The organism is Planococcus sp. FY231025 (assembly GCF_052078085.1).
Taxonomy (GTDB): Bacteria; Bacillota; Bacilli; order Bacillales_A; family Planococcaceae; genus Planococcus.
This window is the reverse complement of record NZ_JBQJJG010000013.1, coordinates 42181-61283: the sequence shown is the minus strand read 5'-3', so window position 1 is coordinate 61283 and position 19103 is coordinate 42181. Positions and strand designations below refer to the sequence as shown.

The window sequence follows — 19103 nt, the reverse complement described above, 5'->3', positions numbered from 1 at the left end:
ACGCTTGCGGACATACAGAAAATCCCTCGCTGCCAAAAGGCAGCGAGGGATTTTTCATTTTGCATATTGGACAATATACCAGCTGCCTTCTTTGATGACAGTCCGGATGCCGAGCATCTTGAGGCCTGCCTCTTCTCCCCACTCCGCGAGCTCTTCGCGCGTCGGGAGACGGTACAGGTTATCGAAGGAAGAAAAAAAGCTGTTGAAGACATTGGCAAAAGGCGGATCGTCGACGCGCCCGGCAATCGGCGTCACGACCGACAAGATGCCGCCGCTATTGAGCCAACTGGCGAGTTCACTGAAAAGTGCCTGGCGTTCTTCGATGTCGATATAGTGGATGACATTATTGAGCATGACCATGTCGACGGGCTTTTCCGGTTGATAATGCCAAAGATCCGCATTTTCAATCTCCACATTCTTTATCGAGGCAGTCGCCTCTGCCGCTTTTTCCGCTACAGCAGGGCTGATTTCAATCCCTTTGAACTGCGTCTTCGGGAACCGTTCCGCCAGCTTCTTGATGTAGCCCGCTTCCCCACAGCCGATATCCAGGACCGTCTTGAAATGATTTTCCCGGATCTTTTTCGACATTTTCGGCATTGCCAGAACTTCAAGCAGCCGGCTGGTTTCCGCTACGGTCGGCGCATGCTTCTCCTCGTCAAAATGGCTGCGTTTCTTCTCCCGCATCATTTCGGGATATTGCAGAAGCGTCGGAATGTGCAATTCCATCATTTCCTTGAGGAGCACACCGGAAGAATTATCCCCTTTCGGCTTCGGCAGCTTCCAGGCGTTCGCTATTTTGTAGCGGCCACGCCCCGCTTCTTTCAAATGGCCGATCGAAAGTCCGACCATAATCCACTGTTCCAGCAAGTCATCATCCAAGCCGAGGGCGTCAGCCACATCGAATTTGCTCATCGGCCGATCGAATGCCTTGAACAAATCAAGTTCATATCCTACATAGGCGTGCCAGCTATAAAGGAACGGTTCGTTCCGTTTCATATACATCCTTGCTTTGAACATCTTCATAACATCTATCATTGGAGTCCCTCCACTTTCCACGGGTAATCATCAATTTCAGTAAAATACTTCAGTTCTTTCCGGTCGGGATCCAGGTCCTTTACCCGCTTCGGAATGATGCCGCCCTGGATGAACCGGTCGCGGACATTTTCTTTCCACATGCCAAGCCCTGATACATTCAGCATCTGCTTAAAGTGGAGGACAGGATCTTCTTCCATCCGTTCAAACGTTTTTTGGCGGAGGTAGCTGACCGTGCGAAAAGGGAACGAATAAGCCAGCGCCGCCAGATGGCTGAGCTGAAGGACGTGTTCCGCACGGCGATAGCGCACTTTCTCATACCACGACAGGTTTTCGGCATCCAGTTTCCCGCCTGCTTTCATATCCGCCAACAATTCGCCTAGGATATCCGCATCCTGGATCGCCATGTTCATCCCTTCCCCTGCCATCGGATGGACGGCGTGGGCTGCGTCCCCGATAATCGCTTTGTTCCCTTTTACATAGGCCGGGGCATGGTACATGACTGGGATCATCAATTGGATCTTCTTCCAATCTTGCAGCTGCTGCACATAGCCGTCGACTGCCGGCGCCAGGTCTGTGTACAGCTTATGGAAATGGCTGATCGGTTTTTTCTTCAATTCCTGGTAATCGCCCTCCGGAATCAAATAGACGCTTCTTACTTGCTGGTCCGGCAAAGGAAACAATCCCAGGAACCGGTTGTACGTCGAAATGATCTTCCCATCCTTGAAGTTCTCGGCCCGGGGGAATGTTACGGTCAAGAAATGGTGGTTGTACATGGTTTGCTTGATCTGGATATCCATCGCTTTTCGGGTGACGGACGTCCGCCCTTCCGCTCCGATGAAAAAATCCGCTTCCACATCAAACGTCTCTTTCCCTTGTTGAAGCTGGGCAGCGGTCTCCGTATAGCCTTTACAGGCCGTCCCGTTGAAATAATGGAAATTCGGTAAGCTTGAAGCAGCTTTCAACATGATCGATTTCAATTCCTCATGATGCACCATGTAAGCAGCATCATACTTTCCGGGCAGCACACTGTAATCCATGAATGATTGATCGCGAACTTTCAAAGAACTCGACAGTTCAAGCATATCCAGCACTTTGATTTCATTTGACCGGCCGCGTATTTCGTCGAAAAGGCCGAGCCCATCGAAAATCTGCATGCTTTTTGGCTGCAGCAATTCGCCTTTGTAGACAGGAGTCTTGTTTGAAAGCCGCTCTGCGACGACCACATCGACTCCACGGTTGGCCAGTTTCAGGGCAAGTGCCAAACCGCCTACCCCACCGCCACTGATGAATACATCTGTTTTCATGCATTTCAGCTCCTTGCTTTTATCTACCCGCTTAGAGCGCCGCTGAAAACCGGCCAATAAAAAAGAAGCCCCTTTTGGAGGGACTTCTTAAAAATTCCTTCTTATAGCCCATTAAGTTCTACAGCCAATTGGGCGCCGACTTTCGCATTGTATTTCACCAATTCGATATTCGCTACAAGGCTTGAGCCGCCTGTCAGTTCTTTCACTTTTCCAAGAAGGAACGGAGTGACTTGCTTACCGGAGATGCCTCCTTCAACCGCTTCTTTCATCGCTTGGTCTATGATGCCGTTGATGAATGAAGCTTCCAGCGCATGTTCGGCAGGAATCGGGTTGGCGATCACTGCGCCTCCGTCAAGGCCCAGATCCCATTGCGCTTTCAGGACTGCCGCCATAGTCGCAACATCCTCTGCGCGGAATGACAGATCAAATTCGCTTTCGCGGGTATAGAAAGCAGGCATCTTGTCCGTCTGGTAGCCGATGACCGGCACGCCTTTCGTTTCCAGGTACTCGAGCGTCAAGCCGATATCCAAAATCGATTTCGCTCCTGCACAGACAACGGCAACGCCCGTGTTTGCCAACTCTTCCAAATCTGCAGAAATATCCATCGTCGTTTCAGCGCCGCGGTGGACACCGCCGATGCCGCCGGTCGCAAATACCCGGATGCCGGCAAGTTCTGCACAGATCATGGTTGCAGCCACTGTCGTTGCTCCGATTTTCTTTGTCGCGATCAATTGGCCGATGTCTCGGCGTGAAACTTTCGCTACATCCGGGCTATTGCCCAGCAACTCGAGTTCATCTGCTGACAAACCGATTTTAATCTTGCCGTCCATGATTGCGATTGTAGCCGGAACTGCCCCGTTTTCACGGATGATGTCTTCGACGATGCGTGCAGTCTCCACGTTTTGCGGATAAGGCATTCCGTGTGAAATGATTGTCGATTCCAAAGCGACCACCGGGCGTTTGTTGTCCATTGCTTCCTGTACTTCAGTTGAATAAGAAATCATTGTTTTCATAAAATCTCCTCCAGTTCTTTTTGTAGGTTCTCTGCGGATAAGGTGCTGCGGACGGTCAATTCGCTTTGAAGCGTCTTTGCCGCATTGACCAGTCCTGCATTTATTATTTCTTCCAATGGCAAATTTTCCATCACGGCATGGATCAAGCCGCCTGAAAATGCGTCGCCTGCGCCTGTCACATCAACAACGGATGGCACTTTTTGCGCGGCAAAATGGCGGATGCCTTCGTTGTTTCCGGCGATGACCCCGTCGCCGCCTCCAGTGACCACGATATTCTGTACACCGTGTTCCAGCAGTTTTTCACAGGCGGTGCGCCATTCTTCCGGCGTTTCAACAGGAGTGCCCAGAAAGCGGGCTGCTTCGCCACGATTGAGGATCAGCCATGAAATGCCGGAAAGGTCCGGTCCAAGCCGGTCCATTTTCGGTTCGGAAACCGGGATGACCGCAAGAGGAATATCCCTTGCTTTTGCCAGTTCCTGAATATAGCTGATGGTCTCTTTCGGACAATTGAGATCGGCTACAAGAAAAGCTGCTCCCATAAGCACCGCTTCGCTGCGCTTGATGTACTCTGGCGTCATGGAATCATAGATGGCCATATCGGCCAGCGCCAAGACCAATTCGCCGTCTGGCTGAAGCACGGCGGTATACGTGCCTGTCGACTGCCCGTCCAGCGCCTTTGTCAGTTCGAGGCTCATATAAGGCGCCGACTGCTCTTCGATCAATCGCCATTCCGGATCGTCGCCCGCAATGGACAGCAATTTGACCGGATGGCCCAGCCTGCCGAGGTTCTCCGCCACATTGCGGGCTACCCCTCCGACGCTTCCACTGGCAGAAGCAGGATTTGATGTCGCCATCTCAACCGGTTGGCTAAGCCGGAACTTGCGGTCGACGTTGGCGCCGCCGATCGAAACCACGACCCCTTCTTCCGGCAGCACATAAGCACGGCCCGCTATTTTCCCCTTCCGGATCAAACCGGATATCAAATTAGCCACTGAAGGCCTTGAAAGGTTCAATTGTTCGGCCATTTCCTGCTGTGAAAGGTAGGGATTCCTGCGCAGAAGCGCCAGTACTTCCAACTCTTTTTTAAGCATTTCCACCGCCCCTTCCCAAACATTTGTTTATATCATAAACAATTATAATTAATTTTGCAAGCGGTATTCTTCTTTCTTTTTTAAAACATTGCCAGGTCATTCTGAACATTGCTAAAATAGAAAAGATGAAAGGGGAGATTTAATTGACATCATTTAACGAGAAATTGGCGCGCTATGCGGAACTTGCGGTGAACGTCGGCGTCAACGTACAGCCGGGCCAACAGATTTACATCGTGGCTTCATTGGAGGCGGCTCCGTTTGTCCGATTGGTCACTAAAAAAGCATACGAAGCCGGAGCGAAGCAGGTCCATGTCGACTGGCAGGACGATGAAGTGACGCGCCTGCGCTTTGAACTTGCGCCGGAAGATTCGTTCAGCGAGTACCCTGCGTGGAAAGTGCAGGAGCGCGAACAATTGGCTGAAGGCGGAGCTGCTTTTATCAGCATCGTTTCCCAAAGCCCGGATCTGTTGAAAGGAATCGAATCAAAACGCATCGCCGCTTTCCAGAAAGCAGCTGGAACGGCGCTCAATAAATATCGCCAGTATGTGCAGTCCGACAAAATCAGCTGGACCGTCCTGGCAGCGGCTTCACCCGACTGGGCAGCCAAAGTGTTTGAAGAGCTGCCGGCAGAACAGCAAATGGACGCCTTGTGGGAAGCCATTTTCAAAGCCGTGCGCGCGGACTTGGCCGACCCGGTGGAAGAATGGAAAAAACATGATCAATTGCTCCATACAAAAGTGGATTATTTAAACGGCAAAAAATACGCGAAATTGCATTACACTTCGCCGAATACGGATCTGGAAGTTGCATTGCCGAAAGGCCATCTCTGGTGCGGCGCAGGTTCAGTCAATGAAAAAGGCGATGCCTTCATGGCGAACATGCCGACTGAAGAAGTATTCACTGTGCCAGATAAGACTGGCGTCAACGGCTATGTGTCCAGCACAAAACCTTTGAGCTATGGCGGCAACATCATCGATGATTTCAAAGTGACATTTGAGAACGGCCGCATTGTCGAGGTTACAGCAGCACAAGGCGAAGAAGTCTTGAAGGAATTGGTGGCTACGGATGAAGGGTCGCATTACTTGGGCGAAGTAGCATTGGTGCCGCACCACTCCCCGATTTCCAATTCGAACATCCTGTTCTACAATACGTTGTTCGATGAAAACGCTTCGAACCATTTTGCCATCGGCAGCGCTTATGCATTCTGCCTTGAAGGCGGGAAAACGATGAGTTCGGATGAATTGCTTGCGCACGGCCTGAACCAGAGCATCACCCATGTCGACTTCATGGTCGGTTCTGAGAAAATGGACATTGACGGCGTGCTTGAAGACGGCACGCGCGAGCCGGTGTTCCGCAATGGAAACTGGGCGTTCTAAGCCTCACGAATTCGACACTTAATTTTTTGCCGGTTATCATGTATACTAAGGAATGATAACGGCAGATGAAGGAGGAGTTATTCCTATGTTAGAAGGCGTCGTAGTAGTTCTTGGTTTTATGGTTGTTATCTTCTTGTTCTTCTTTACGCTTCTGCATTTCCTTGGCAGAGAGCTTCATTCACATGATGCAGAGCATGTAGATCCGCTACCGAAAAAGAGATATTGAAAAAGAGTCCGTTTTCCGCTTAGGGAACGGGCTTTTTTTCTTTTTTTGTACGACTTTTTTATTACAGTTTCAAATCATTTATTTTACATAACAATAACAATCAGGGCCTTTTGGAATGTAATTATCCCTACATTTCCAACATAAGACCTTTCTAATGTATCATTTTGTTGTTTCGTTCTTTTTACATCATTTTTTACATGGTAAAATGCAAAATGGTACTTGTTTATTATTAGGAGGAGTTTAGGCATGTTTTCTTCAACAGACATCGGGATTGACTTAGGAACAGCAAATATTTTAGTATACACAAAATCAAAAGGCATTATTTTAAATGAACCTTCAGTGGTAGCACTTGATACAAAATCAGGACGGGTCATTGCCATCGGCGAAGACGCCAAAGCGATGATCGGGAAAACTCCTGGTTCAATCCGCGTGGTGCGCCCGTTGAAAGACGGCGTCATCGCAGATTTCGACGTCACGACTGAATTATTGAAAATCGTTATGCAAAAAGCGGCAAAACAAATGGGCACTTCGTTCCGCAAGCCGAATGTGATGATCTGCACACCTTCGGGCGCAACTTCTGTAGAGCGCCGCGCCATCCATGACGCCGTGAAACAAAGCGGTGCAAAGTCCGTCCATCTGATTGAAGAGCCTGTCGCAGCAGCGATCGGCGCTGACCTTCCGGTGAGCGAACCGATTGCCAGCGTCATCGTTGATATCGGCGGCGGTACAACTGAAGTTGGAATCATTTCTTTCGGAGGCGTCGTTTCAGCCAATACTGTGAAAGTTGCCGGCGACCGGATGGACGAAGACATCATCCAGTATGTCCGCAAGCATTACAACGTATTGATCGGCGAGCGCACTGCCGAAAACATCAAGAAAGAAATCGGCTACGCCCTGGTTCCGCACAAATCCGAAACAATGGAAATCCGCGGACGCGATATCATGACCGGCCTTCCGAAAATCGTGACATTGACATCTACAGAAATCCAGGAAACACTGAAAGAGTCGTTGCTTGCGATTCTGGAATGCATCCGCGCAACGCTAGAAAACTGCCCGGCTGAATTGTCCGGCGACATCGTCGACCAAGGCGTTGTCATCACAGGCGGCGGAGCATTGCTGAAAGGCATGCAGGAATGGCTGTCCAAAGAGATTTCCGTGCCTGTACATATTGCACCGAATCCTTTAGAATCTGTCGCAATCGGCACTGGCCGTTCTCTGGTGATGCTCAGCAAATTAGAGAAAATCCCTCGTTAACCCCTTCAGCCCGGCAACCAGCCGGGCTGTTTTTTTTTGCTTCAGCTGCAAGTCGAATTTTTTCCCGAAATGGATTACACTAGTAAAAAAGGCTTTTAAGGAGGAAATATGATGTCAATGTTGAACCAGATCTTGGATTACAATACGGAGTTTGTCGAAAATAAAGAGTACGAGCAATTTATCACCACAAAGTTCCCTGACAAAAAAATCGTCATCCTTACATGCATGGACACCCGCCTTTTCGAAATGCTGCCGAAAGCGATGAACTTGAAAAACGGCGACGTGAAAATCGTCAAAAGTGCCGGTGCGGTCATCAACCACCCGTTTGGCGGCATCATGCGAAGCTTGTTCGTAGCTGTTTACGAATTGAATGCAGATGAAGTATACATAATCGGCCATTACGATTGCGGCATGTCCGCCATCGATCCCCAGTCGATCTTGAGCAAGATGAAAGCGCGCGGTATCGATGAAAAGACCATTGAAATGATGCGCTATTCGGGTGTCGACCTCGAAGAATGGTTCCGCGGGTTTGATGATGTGACAGAAAGTGTGCGCCACAGCGTCAATATGGTCAGAAACCATCCACTGATGGACAATACAGTTCCCGTCCATGGCCTTGTCATCGATCCGACAACCGGAAAACTTGATTTGATCGTCAATGGAAACGAAAACCGCTGAGAAAATTCTCAGCGGTTTTGTTTTTGGAAATAAATATAATCCAGCGGGATGCCTTCTTTGCCGAATTGGCGCAAAAAGGAAGTTGCTTGGCCTCTATGGTAGGACGCATGGTTGATGAATGTAAAATGCATTTCTTCTCTCGTACTCCGGAAATGGTCCCCTTTTAAATTGGTGAATTCCATTTCCTCCTGCCATTGTTCTTCAGTGAGCGACGCAAAATACAACTCCATCTCCGCATGCAGCAACATGAACGCCTGAATCGCTTTTTCTGTCGTCGATACGTCAAAGTGCTGAAAAACCGGGCTTCTCTGCCCCATCATCCGCTCCAACCATAATTTTTCGACGCCGATGACATGTGCCGTCATTTTTTCGATGGAAGAGAACGAATTCGCACCTTCCCGGGTATAGAGTTCTTCCTCAAACGACTGGATATGCTTCAGAATTTCCACTGCCGCCCATTGGTGGTAGGCAAACATCTTATTTCGATCCATGGAGCATCCTCCTTTTTTCGGCTTCTATTCTGAAAACCATCGGACAATTGCGGTCCGCCATTTTTTATAAGCGGCCTTGCCCTTTCAAAATTCGCGCTCGAGCAGCGCATATTGGTAATGGTCTTCCCACTCGCCGTTGATGTACAAAAACTCACGCAGCAGCCCTTCCTGCTGCATGCCCGACTTCTCAAGCACCCGGATTGATCCGGCATTCCGGGGCGATACATAAGCCTCGATCCGATGCAGCCGGAGCTGCTCGAATCCGAATGTAAGCACGAGCTTCACCGCTTCCGTCGCGATGCCCTTGCCTGTCGATGCTTTGTCGATCGAATAGCCGACAAGCGCACTGAGGAACGGAAGCCGCTTGATGCTGTACAAGGAGATATGGCCAATCATCCGGTCAGTGCCGGGCTCGAAAACCCCGAAGCTGTATTCACGGTTCTCGCGTGCCTGATAGACCGATTCCCTGATTTTTTCCCGCTGCACCATCGGCGTAAAATAACTATCCGGATGACGGGGTTCATAAATCGACCAGTATTCACGGTTGCGAAGCAGCAAATGCACCATTTCCTCTGCATCATCCACTGTCAAATTCCGAATGTAACAGGCGCGCCCCTCGAATCGTAGATTCATATCAGTTCCCGGCAGCGGTCAGCGCATTGAATTCTTTGGCATCCTTCACGCAAAGCGCGATCCCTTTTTCCCAGAAAGCGGATTGGGTGATATCTTCCCCGAGATGCTTGAGCGCCAGGTCTTCTGCCGTCATGACCGCTGTGTCGCGCAGGAGCGCCATGTACTTCTCTTCAAAACCGGCGCCCTCTTCAAGCGCTTTTGCGTATACACTCAAGGAGAACAGGTAGCCGAATGTGTAAGGGAAATTGTAGAATGGCACATACGTAATATAAAAATGCAGCTTCGAAGCCCAGAAATGCGGGTGCAGCGATTTCAATCCGCCGGCAAACCCTTCTTCCTGCGCCTGCGACATCAATTCGTTCAACCGACCGGCTGACACAACGCCTTTTTTGCGCTCTTCATAGAAACGCGTTTCAAACAGGAAGCGGGAATGGATGTTCATGAAGAACGCCACACTCCGCTGGACCTTGTCTTCAAGCAGTGCAATTTTTTCTTCATCGCTTTGTGCGTTTTTAACTGCCGCATCGGCTACGATCATCTCAGCAAATGTCGAAGCGGTTTCGGCCACATTCATCGCATACGAGCGGTTCAGCGGGTGCACCGGCCGAAGCGCGTACGAATGGAATGCATGGCCAAGCTCGTGGGCAAGCGTCGCCACGTTCGACATCGATCCGCTGTAGGTCATGAAGATGCGGGATTCCTCCGACATCGGCAAGCTCGTGCAGAATCCGCCGGGGCGCTTGTTCGGACGGTCTTCGGCTTCAATCCAACCTTTCTCGAAAGCGTCCTGTGCAAACTTCCGGAGCTCGGGGCCGAACTTTCCGAAATGCTCGAGAATAAAGTCAGCGCCTTCCTGGTAGGAGAATTTTTGGGTGCTGGCTGTCACCGGGGCATCTATATCAAACCAATCCAGGCCGTCTTTCCCCAAGATTTCCGCTTTGCGGTTCAGATAGTCGACAAACGGCCCTTTGTTATTGCTAATTGCTCCCCACATTGCATCCAAGGTTTCCTGCTTCATGCGGTTCATATGAAGCGGCTCCTGCAGGACATTGTCCCAGCCGCGCTTTTTATAGATTTCCAGGCGGAAGCCTGCAATCGAATTCAAGGTTTTGGCGAAAAACTCCTCTTTCCCGGTCCATGCCTCTTCGAGTTTCGTATAAGATTCCTCGCGTACGGCCGGTTCGGCGTGGGCGCTCAGGTTGTTCGCCTGCCCGACGGACAGCACTTTCTCTTCGCCGTCGACTGTTACGGTGATTTTGATATCCCCCACCAGCATGTCGTATAACTGGCTCCAACCGTGATAGCCGTCCATGCTCAATGCATTGATCAGGTTTTCCTCTTTTTCAGAAAGCAGCATTTCCGCTTCTTCACGCCATTCATTCAGCACAAAACCGAACTCTTTCAGTTCATCGGTTTCCAACAGGCTCTTCCATACAGCATCTTCTGTCCCTGTCAGGTCTTTTTGGATTTTCTGCAGTGCGGACTGGAAACGGGATGACAGAGCCGCCGATTCGCTTTGCAGAATCCCCGCTTTTTTGTCTTCTGTATTTTGCGCCATCAGGCAGCCAATATAAGCACCAGACTGGCTTAGATGCTGCATCAGCCCTTTGATTTCCTCCAAAAGGCCGGCAATGCGCGGCGCGTCTTCAGCTGATGCCGGCACCTGGAAACTTTGGGCCGCTTTTTCGAATTCTTCCAAGCGCGGCGCTGCCTGGTCCATATGTACGCGCAATTCCGCTGAATCGCTTCCGCCTGGGAAAAGGCTATCCAAGTCCCAGACTTCCGGAAATTTAACTGTCATTCTGTTTCCTCCTGTGGTAAACGAAATTTTCTAAAAACACTTATAAGTATACCATTTTTATTGAACGGGAGGAATAATGGGCCGCGCCGCCTTCCTTTTGTTTGAACTGGAAAAAGTGACGAAACTTTCACAAACTCGCTCCTTTATTGCTTTTTTTGGAAGAAGCTATTTGTTGAACCAATCGATGACAGGTATACTAAATTGAAAGGAGGGATCTGCTATGATTCGGGTATTGTTGATGACGCTCGCTTTCGGAGCCGTTGTCGCTATAAATGCGTTGGCCACTATCCTGCCGCTGAATGGCCAAACGACTGGGGAAATTTCAAACCGGTTGCCCGTGATGATCACACCGGCCGGCTATGTGTTTTCGATCTGGTCTCTCATATATATCCTGTTGGCCCTTTGGATCGCCGGCTTCTGGATTCGTTTGAAAAAAGGAGAAACTCCCTCATCTAAAATTGCATTATTTTTCTTATTAAGTGCCGGATTCAACATCGCTTGGATTTTATTGTGGCATTATGAATTCTTCCTCTGGACGCTCGTCGCCATGGTCGGCTATCTGCTTTCCTTGATCGCCCTATATCTGCAGTACAATAATAGCGATCAGAAAGTGACCGAGCGGCTGCCGGTTTCAGTCAATATGGGCTGGATCAGTGTGGCGACCATCACAAATGTTGCTTACATACTGACTTATTTCAATTGGGGCGGCTGGGGCTTGAGCGACCAGCTCTGGACGGTCATCATGCTGACTGTCGGAACCGCGCTCGCACTCCATGTCCGATTCCACCATTCCGACATTCCATTTGCCTTAGTCTTCGTCTGGGCATTCATCGGCATCGCCGTTAAACACGGCACAAGCGAATTGCTCGTCACAACCGCTTCCCTGTTTTTAAGCGGCGTTATTGTGACCGGTGTTCTGCTTATCAAAAAAAGACCTTGAAGGGTCTTTTAGACTGTAGAAAAAGTTCAATTGTGATGAATAAAGATGTATAAGCCCGACAGGGTGGGCCACCTGTATTCAAAAAAGGAGTAGGACGCTTATTCTGCTTTGTGTAACTAATTACAAGCCGTTTGCTTTATGATCCGGAACGGAAGGCGCCAAGTGCAAACATTGTGCTCCTGCAGTGCTTCGCACTTCGTCGCAAAGCTAATGGCCGAACTGCCTTCGGCCATTAACTTTCCTGCGGGATAGCGAAGTGCCGAAATCCACTCGGACGCCAGTCCGAGTTAGTTCGGCTCGAGCCCGCGGAAACGTCCGCCTAAAGTGGAGGATTCGAGATAGCTCCGCTCATATGAATATTCATTGTTTAAGAGGAATAAATTTTCTTCTGTCTACAAATTAAAAGACCTTAAAGGGTCTTTTTTTATTGCGACAAACTTTCACCAAAAAGAAAAGGCTGCAAACGGCCTCGTTATGAGGATGCCTGCAGCCTGAAAAGCTTTTTAATTATCCAGTTTCGTCAATAGGACCGGTTCGCCTTTTGTAACCAGGACTGTATGTTCAATCTGCGCCACCAGCGACTGGTCCGGCGTGATGAATGTCCAGCCGTCGCCTGATTCGATGATGTGCTCTGCTTTCTGTGAGATAAACGGCTCCACAGCCAGCACCATGCCTTCTTTCAGGATGGTCTTCTCCCATGCATCGTAATAATTCAAAATATGCTGCGGGGCTTCATGGAGTGATTTCCCGATGCCGTGCCCGGTCAGGTTCTTGATGACAAAAAGGCCCTGCTGCTTCGCTTCGCGCTCCACCGCTTTCCCGATCTGGTTCAGCTTCGCGCCGGCTTTCACTTTCGTCATAGCGAAATCGAAAGCGGATGCTGCCACTTCACAAAGCTTCTCTTTTTCCGGATGGCCTTCACCGACCACAAAGGAAATCCCCGTGTCCGCAAAATAGCCTTCATAAGAACCCGATACATCAATATTGACCATGTCGCCTTCTTCAATGACGCGTTTGCCGGGAATGCCATGCGCCACTTCTTCGTTTACGCTGATGCACGTATAGCCCGGAAAATCATATTCCGATTTCGGTCCGGATACGCCGCCAAGTTCCGCAAACAGCTTGCCGCCCAATTCATCGATTTCCTTTGTCGTAACACCCGGCTTGGTCGCCGCTTTCATTTCTTCACGGATCTTCGCTACCATCTGTCCGGCTTTTTTTAGCATTTCTATATCTTTTTCAGTCGTCGCAATCATTAAATACCCTTCTTTCAAATTGTCTAAGAGAAATTATACCATATAAAAAGAGGACTATCCTAATGATAGTCCCCTTCCACTTATGCTTTTGCGTCGACGAGTTTCGGGGCTGCGGCAAAGAGCGCCGAGCAGACGAAAGCCGCCAAGAGAAATACCGGAATCATATAGGTTGCGTTGTAGGCAGCGGAATAGATCAGTACATTCCCTTCTGCAAACATCCCGAAGAACAGAATGCCGGTGATCACGTGGGTGATATACCGCAGAACCGAACCGACCAAAACGCCCAGTACGATCGCTGTAATCATCTTCCCTGTGCGCCTTTCTTCAGCAGCCTGCAGATAACGGCCCCGCATGATTCCCGCAAAGCCTACTACTCCGTAAGCCAGCAAATAATCCAGAATGACTTGCAGCACGACATAGCCGAACGACAGCGGCGTCACCGATATGGTGCCTGTGACGATTTGCAGGAGCCCTACCAACAGCCCGGTCAAGACGCCGGCAGCGACGCCTCTTCTGAATGCCATCAGGACAATCGGAATCATGACCAGACTGACAGATCCCCCTTGCGGCATTTTGAATGCCACAAAGTCGAGGATAAATCCGAGGGCGCCGAAAATCGCAATCTCCACCATTAAAATAACCCGTTTATTTCTCATAACTTCCTCCTTATGTGTTGTGCACATCACCAGAAGGGCCGCGCGAATAAAAAACCATATAAAAGCGGCGCCAGGACAGAGCCTGGCGCCGCGTAAGGGCCGGTTTCCATCCACATCCCTGCGCAAGTGTTAACTTACAGGTTCAAAGGGTAAGAACAATGTGTTCACTCTCAGCATATAGCTCCCCTTGTGGTGCATACATATTTTTCTTTCACCCCTATTGTACACAAACGCCCGACTTTAAGCAACGCAGTTTCAAGCTAGCCCCAGAGGGTAACAGGTAAGTATGAAGCAAATAGTCGAAAGGTGGTGAAGGCAGCGGAACCAGGCGCTGCTGAGTATGATCGAGTTATTGAAAGAGTTGATTAAAATCCAAAGCGACACCAAACAAGGAGCGAACGATGCTCTTCTTTTTTGTGCCGAATGGCTGAAGGAGAAAGGGCAGGACGCCAAGGTCCATGACAATAACGGATATTTGATGCTGACTGCCGCAAAGGGCCAAGGACAGGACACCATCGTGTGGAATGGGCATGTCGATGTCGTTCCTGGACATCCCGAACAGTTTGTGCCGATGGAAGAAATGGGGCGCATTTACGGGCGGGGGTCCGCTGACATGAAAGCCGGAGTTGCGGCGATGATGCAAGCTTTCATCGAACTGGATGGATCCGAGCTCAACCGCAACGTCCAGCTGCACATTGTCACCGATGAAGAAATCGGCGGCCGCAACACCTCGAAATGGCTGGTCGAGCAAGGCTACACCGGCGATTTTGTCATATGCGGCGAGCCGACCGGCCTGAAAATCGGCTTGCAGTCGAAAGGGATTCTCCGCATGGATTTGACCTTCAAAGGCAAACCCGCGCATGGCAGCCGCCCATGGGAGGGCATCAACGCCATCGAGTCAGCGATGAAGTTTCATATGGGAATGGCTGATCTGCCTTTCCGCAAGGAATCGACCGAATACTACGAGCAGCCGTCGGTCAATTTGCCGATCATCAAAGCGGGAGACCGCTATAACGTTGTTCCGGAAATCTGCGAAATGTCCTATGACATCCGCTTTATGCCGGGCCAGGACAAAGACGAAATTGTCCGGCAGATGGCGGACCTCGCTGATAACTTGAACCTGGACATGGAATACAAAGCGAGCGGTTCCACGCCCGCCTTGACGACGACCAAAGAAAATCCCTACATTCAATCGCTGCAAAAAGCGATCCGCGAAACAGCGGAAACCGAACCTGTCCTGTTCGGTCAGCATGGTGCTGCTGATACCCGCTATTACGCAGCCGTCAACGGCGGCGAAGGTGCGATCGAATTCGGCCCTTCAGGCGATGACTGGCACGGAAACGCCGAATACGCGGATATCTCAAGCATCCATCAATACAAAGACATTCTAAAGCAGCTTGCCGCTGCTCCGCTTTAAGGTTTAACAAGCAGAAAAACCGGGAACAATAAAACATACTCTATCCACGTCAGGAGTGATAAACATGGGAATCGGAAGAATTGTAAAAACAGCCATCAAGTTTGCGCCGATCGCGTATCCAATCATTAAAAAAGCGATGAACAAACAAAAAGCAGGAACTACCTCTACGCGCAGAACGCCTAAGCCAAAGCGTTGATATAAAACACAAAAACCCGCTCCGGAAAATCCGGAGCGGGTTTTTGCATTGTCGAGAAAGATATATAATACTTGGTTCTTAATCGATATTCCGCAGGCGTCTCCGCCGTTTTGCTTCATATCTCAGATAGCCCTACTAAATGGATAAAGTTATCAGCTTTAAAGAGCTAAACCAGCGCCGGCGCGTCTACGGGCTGGGCGAAGCTATGAGACGAGTGTACTTCTCGGCTCATGGCGAAAGCCATGCCCAAAGCGGCCGAAGCGAGGTGAAAAGTTCGTTTTTTTATTAACTTATTTAAAGAGGCTTTTGCATGATTTATCTAGGCATACGGCAATGCTTCACGCAAAGCGTAATATTCCTCTTCGAGCCCTTCAGAAGGACGGCTTGCAGCCGGGCTGCCGGATATGGCACTTTCACGGTCCGATTCCTGCTGGGCCGTGATTTCCTCAAAAGATAAAGGCGCGGCCTTCGGCAATTCCCCGTTTTCCACTTTCCAGCCCTTTTGGTAGCTATCCAAAAAAGCATTGGCCATCGCCTGATAGCCTTTGAAATTCGGATGGACATCCGCCGCATTCGGCACTTTGTCCACCGCGTCGTTGCCGAATGCGCCTTGGACCGGCACAAAGACCGCCCCTGCTTTTTCAGCGCTTTGCTTTAAAATGACATTCAGCAGATCAAGCTGTTTTGCAGTTCCCGCTTTTTGGCTTTCACGGGCATGCGGATATGCAAAATAATAGCCCATGACATAAACATCCGCGTTCGGTGCACGCTTTTTCAATTCCGCTAAGATCTCATCCAGGTTCTCCCGCGCATTATTCAATGCAAAGTCGGCCTGGATTTGCGGAAAAGCCAAAGACCCTTGTTCAGAATCGGCCTGCACAAGCCGCAGCAGATCATTTGCGCCGGCTGAAAGCGTAATGATGTTGGCAGAAGCCAACAGGTCTTTCGCTTCTTCCGATTTGACCCGCTCTAGTACATCTTCCGTTGTGAATCCCGGAAACGCCAAATCTTTGGAAAAGAATGCGACCGGTTGCTGGCGTGCCAATTCCTGCGCAATCAGATCGGCATAGCCTGCATCAATCTCTGAATTCGGCGTCTGACCTGCCGCGAGCGAATCGCCCAGCGCTACATAAGCGGCCGGCAATTGGATTTCTGCCGCTGCAGGCAAAGCGCTGAAAGCCAGCAGCAATACCGTCAAACACGCTATCGTGTATTTTTTCAAGCTGCTCACCTCTTAAAATGCCCAGTTCCCGTTCCGGAAAACCGGTTCTCGTATGCCGTCCTTGTGGATGCCGTCAATATTCATTTCGGCGCTGCCGATCATAAAGTCTTCATGGACAATCGATGTATTCAATCCGATTGATTCCAGCTGCTTCCGCTCCAGTTCCCGGCCGCCTTCAAAGCAGGTCGGGTAGGAATCGCCGATCGCTAAATGATTCGATGCATTTTCATCGAACAGCGTGTTGAAAAACAGAATGTTGGAATCCGATATCGGCGAATGGTGCGGCACCAATGCCACTTCCCCCAAATACGCGGAGCCTTTATCCGCCTGGAGCATTTCATCAAGCAATTCCTGGCCCGTTTCAGCCTTCGCATTGACGATTTTCCCCTCTTCGAATTCCAGGGTGAACCCGTCGATGATGTTTCCTTGGTAGACGAGCGGTTTCGTATTGCGGACAGTTCCGTTGACGCCGTATTTCAACGGGACAGTATAAACTTCCTCGGTCGGCATATTGGCAATGAACGCATTGTTCTGCGGTGTTTTGGAAGCGCCGCTCATCCAGATATGCTTGTCCGGAAGTTCGATCGTCAAATCGGTGCCGGGTGCCGTATAATGCAGCTTGCTGAATCTTTTGCTGTTGAGCTGTCCTGCGCGTGCTTCCAGCAGCTCGATATGCTGCTTCCACTGTTCGATGGCGTCGCCTTCACCGATGCGGACAGTTTTGAAGATGGCGTTCCATAGGGCATCCATCCCTTCAGCAGCTTCCAGATCCGGGAATACTTTTTCCGCCCATTCCTTGGACGGGATCGCGATGATCGACCAGGCAATCTTGTCGGTGCCGACGGCTTGCCGGTAACGCTCCAACGCACGGCCGGCGGACTTCTGCGAATCCGAGAGGCGCTTGGCCGGGATGCCGGTCAAAAGATCCGGATCCTCTGCATCGATCCACAAAAACGATCCCCCAGTATCGATGATTTCATCGCGTTGGGCGACCGACCATGCCGGATATTCATGGAATGCTTCATCCGGCGCCATTTCAAAATGCATGCGGGTCTGTACCGGATCCGTGTAATTGACATGGACGCGCTTCGCCCCTGCTTCGTATGCCTTCTTCACGACAAGGCGCGTAAACTCAAGCGTATCGACCGTCGTATTGATCATGATGATCTGACCTTTTTGGACATTCAGTCCGACCTGGACAGCCAGTTCCGCGTACTGCTCCAGTTTTTCGTGGAAACTCATCTTTTATTCCCCTTTTCGGAAATGGTTTTGCTATTGCCTTCCACCAGCTGGCCGCCGTGGAGGATTTTCTGGACCGGTTTTGACGGAAGCTCCTTGGTGAACTTCTTGTAATGGCGTTCATCGGCATAAGCCAAGAGCGTCAATACTTCACCATCCGCCCCTGCTCTGCCTGTCCGGCCGGAGCGGTGCTGGTATTGCTCGATGGTCTGCGGGACATCGACGTGGATGACGTGGGTCACGGCATCGATATCCAATCCGCGGGCTGCCACTTCTGTCGCGATCAGCATTGCCACTTCGCCCTTACGGAATCCTTCGAGTGCTTTTTTGCGCTCCTCTTTCTTCATCTCGGAATGGAGGGCGACGATTTTTGCATCACGGAATTTCAATTTGTTTTCCTTCATCAGCAGCTGGTCCAGATTATTGACAAACGCCAGTGCTTTTACGCCTTCAATATTTGAGATTTTCCGAAGCGCTTCGGTTTTGTCCCGCTCATCCACTTTGATGAATGAATGGACGACTTTGCCCTGCATCGGCAAATCCGACGCCGCCACTTGGAGCCGCGTCGGATGCTTCATCAAGCGGTCAGCCACCAATTCCACTTCATCAGTGATTGTCGCGGATACCAGGACAAGCTGGCGCTCATGCTGGGTTTTCTCGATCAGATCCTTCATGACATTGCGGTGTTCGCGCGCCATCAACTGGTCGCCTTCATCGAGGACCAAGATCCGGATTTCATGCATTTTCAGCTTTTTGCTTTTCACGAGCTCGTTCAGACGCCCGGGAGTCCCGACGACAATCGTCGGTTTTTTCTTCAGCTTTTCCAATTGGCGCTGGACATTGGCGCCGCCGATCAATTGGGCGACGGTTACGTCAGTGCCTTCAGTCCACTCTCTTACAACATTGACGATCTGCATGGACAATTCCTGCGACGGTGCAATGATCATCGCCTGGATCGCCGGTTTGGCCGGATTCACGCGCTGCAGGATCGGCAATAAATAGGCAAGCGTCTTGCCGGAGCCGGTCGGCGATTCCGCCACGATATCGTTCCCTGCAAGCATTTCCGGAATCATCTGCTCCTGGATCGGCATCGCATGTTCAAAACCGGCCTTTTCCCATTTTTCCTGCCAAATCGGATTTAACTCTTTAATAAAATTCATGTCTAATTCCACCTTCTTTTCGATGCTAATAGTGTACCATATTTGGCGTTTCACCGCTTTTTTTAACAAAAATGGACATGCACTTCTGTACGGGCTCCGGGATCCCGATTTGTCC

At 50.2% G+C, this 19103-nt stretch carries 18 protein-coding genes and 1 riboswitch; of the genes, 5 read left to right on the top strand and 13 right to left on the bottom strand.

From position 1 onward, the window contains the following. Window positions 1-54 precede the first annotated feature (54 nt). From ACTL32_RS17260 to ACTL32_RS17245, 4 genes are all read right to left on the bottom strand, one after another. Complete coding sequence (locus ACTL32_RS17260; RefSeq protein WP_441342627.1) at window positions 55-1035, bottom strand: class I SAM-dependent methyltransferase; 981 nt, start codon at window positions 1033-1035, stop codon at window positions 55-57. Further along, window positions 1032-2339 (bottom strand): FAD-dependent oxidoreductase, encoded by a 1308-nt coding sequence (locus ACTL32_RS17255; protein ID WP_441342626.1) that lies wholly within the window; start codon window positions 2337-2339, stop codon window positions 1032-1034. The genes ACTL32_RS17260 and ACTL32_RS17255 overlap by 4 nt, the downstream gene beginning before the upstream one ends. Before the next feature lie 101 nt (window positions 2340-2440). Next, window positions 2441-3352 carry a pseudouridine-5'-phosphate glycosidase gene (locus ACTL32_RS17250; RefSeq protein WP_441342625.1) on the bottom strand — a complete coding sequence of 304 codons (912 nt, stop codon included), beginning with the start codon at window positions 3350-3352 and terminating at the stop codon, window positions 2441-2443. Next, entirely contained in the window at window positions 3349-4443 is a 1095-nt protein-coding gene (locus ACTL32_RS17245) for a carbohydrate kinase (RefSeq protein WP_441342624.1), read from the bottom strand. Before ACTL32_RS17245 ends, ACTL32_RS17250 begins: the two co-directional genes overlap by 4 nt. Window positions 4444-4586: 143 nt before the next feature. Between ACTL32_RS17245 and ACTL32_RS17240 the strand changes: the two genes are divergently transcribed. From ACTL32_RS17240 to ACTL32_RS17230, 3 genes are all read left to right on the top strand, one after another. Next, on the top strand, window positions 4587-5819 hold the full coding sequence (locus ACTL32_RS17240; protein WP_441342623.1) for an aminopeptidase: 1233 nt from the start codon (window positions 4587-4589) through the stop codon (window positions 5817-5819). Between the two features lie 472 nt (window positions 5820-6291). Beyond that, entirely contained in the window at window positions 6292-7299 is a 1008-nt protein-coding gene (gene mreBH, locus ACTL32_RS17235; RefSeq protein ID WP_204893667.1) for a rod-share determining protein MreBH, read from the top strand. Window positions 7300-7410: 111 nt separating this feature from the next. Then, entirely contained in the window at window positions 7411-7977 is a 567-nt protein-coding gene (locus ACTL32_RS17230; protein WP_441342622.1) for a beta-class carbonic anhydrase, read from the top strand. A gap of 8 nt (window positions 7978-7985) precedes the next feature. Here the strand turns inward: ACTL32_RS17230 and ACTL32_RS17225 are convergent, their stop codons facing one another. From ACTL32_RS17225 to ACTL32_RS17215, 3 genes are all read right to left on the bottom strand, one after another. Continuing rightward, the gene (locus ACTL32_RS17225) at window positions 7986-8468 is read right to left on the bottom strand and encodes a DinB family protein (RefSeq protein WP_441342621.1); all 483 of its coding nucleotides are present in this window, start codon (window positions 8466-8468) and stop codon (window positions 7986-7988) included. Between the two features lie 84 nt (window positions 8469-8552). Further along, on the bottom strand, window positions 8553-9101 hold the full coding sequence (locus ACTL32_RS17220; RefSeq protein ID WP_204893664.1) for a GNAT family N-acetyltransferase: 549 nt from the start codon (window positions 9099-9101) through the stop codon (window positions 8553-8555). A gap of 1 nt (window position 9102) precedes the next feature. Continuing rightward, on the bottom strand, window positions 9103-10902 hold the full coding sequence (locus tag ACTL32_RS17215) for a M3 family oligoendopeptidase (protein WP_441342620.1): 1800 nt from the start codon (window positions 10900-10902) through the stop codon (window positions 9103-9105). A 220-nt stretch (window positions 10903-11122) separates the two neighbouring features. On the opposite strand from ACTL32_RS17215, the gene ACTL32_RS17210 reads away from it, so the two are divergent. Then, a complete protein-coding gene (locus ACTL32_RS17210; protein ID WP_441342619.1) occupies window positions 11123-11842 on the top strand; it encodes a tryptophan-rich sensory protein in 720 nt (239 codons plus the stop codon). A 503-nt stretch (window positions 11843-12345) separates the two neighbouring features. On the opposite strand, the gene map is transcribed toward ACTL32_RS17210, so the two are convergent. Both map and thiT read right to left on the bottom strand, forming a co-directional pair. Next, window positions 12346-13098, bottom strand: a complete 753-nt coding sequence (gene map, locus ACTL32_RS17205; protein ID WP_441342618.1) for a type I methionyl aminopeptidase — start codon at window positions 13096-13098, stop codon at window positions 12346-12348. Between the two features lie 80 nt (window positions 13099-13178). Beyond that, window positions 13179-13754, bottom strand: a complete 576-nt coding sequence (thiT, locus tag ACTL32_RS17200; RefSeq protein WP_441342617.1) for an energy-coupled thiamine transporter ThiT — start codon at window positions 13752-13754, stop codon at window positions 13179-13181. 98 nt (window positions 13755-13852) lie between these two features. Beyond that, window positions 13853-13952: riboswitch (TPP riboswitch) on the bottom strand. 142 nt (window positions 13953-14094) lie between these two features. Between thiT and ACTL32_RS17195 the strand changes: the two genes are divergently transcribed. Then, window positions 14095-15171 carry a M20 family metallopeptidase gene (locus tag ACTL32_RS17195; RefSeq protein ID WP_441342616.1) on the top strand — a complete coding sequence of 359 codons (1077 nt, stop codon included), beginning with the start codon at window positions 14095-14097 and terminating at the stop codon, window positions 15169-15171. Between the two features lie 3 nt (window positions 15172-15174). Here the strand turns inward: ACTL32_RS17195 and ACTL32_RS17190 are convergent, their stop codons facing one another. The 4 genes from ACTL32_RS17190 to ACTL32_RS17175 form a co-directional block, all read right to left on the bottom strand. After that, window positions 15175-15486: a hypothetical protein gene (locus ACTL32_RS17190; protein ID WP_441342615.1), complete on the bottom strand. Its 312-nt coding sequence runs from the start codon at window positions 15484-15486 to the stop codon at window positions 15175-15177. Between the two features lie 200 nt (window positions 15487-15686). Then, window positions 15687-16598 carry an SGNH/GDSL hydrolase family protein gene (locus ACTL32_RS17185; protein WP_441342614.1) on the bottom strand — a complete coding sequence of 304 codons (912 nt, stop codon included), beginning with the start codon at window positions 16596-16598 and terminating at the stop codon, window positions 15687-15689. Window positions 16599-16601: 3 nt separating this feature from the next. After that, window positions 16602-17831 carry an aminopeptidase gene (locus ACTL32_RS17180; RefSeq protein ID WP_441342613.1) on the bottom strand — a complete coding sequence of 410 codons (1230 nt, stop codon included), beginning with the start codon at window positions 17829-17831 and terminating at the stop codon, window positions 16602-16604. Further along, window positions 17828-18988: a DEAD/DEAH box helicase gene (locus ACTL32_RS17175; protein WP_441342612.1), complete on the bottom strand. Its 1161-nt coding sequence runs from the start codon at window positions 18986-18988 to the stop codon at window positions 17828-17830. Before ACTL32_RS17175 ends, ACTL32_RS17180 begins: the two co-directional genes overlap by 4 nt. Between the last annotated feature and the right edge of the window lie 115 nt (window positions 18989-19103).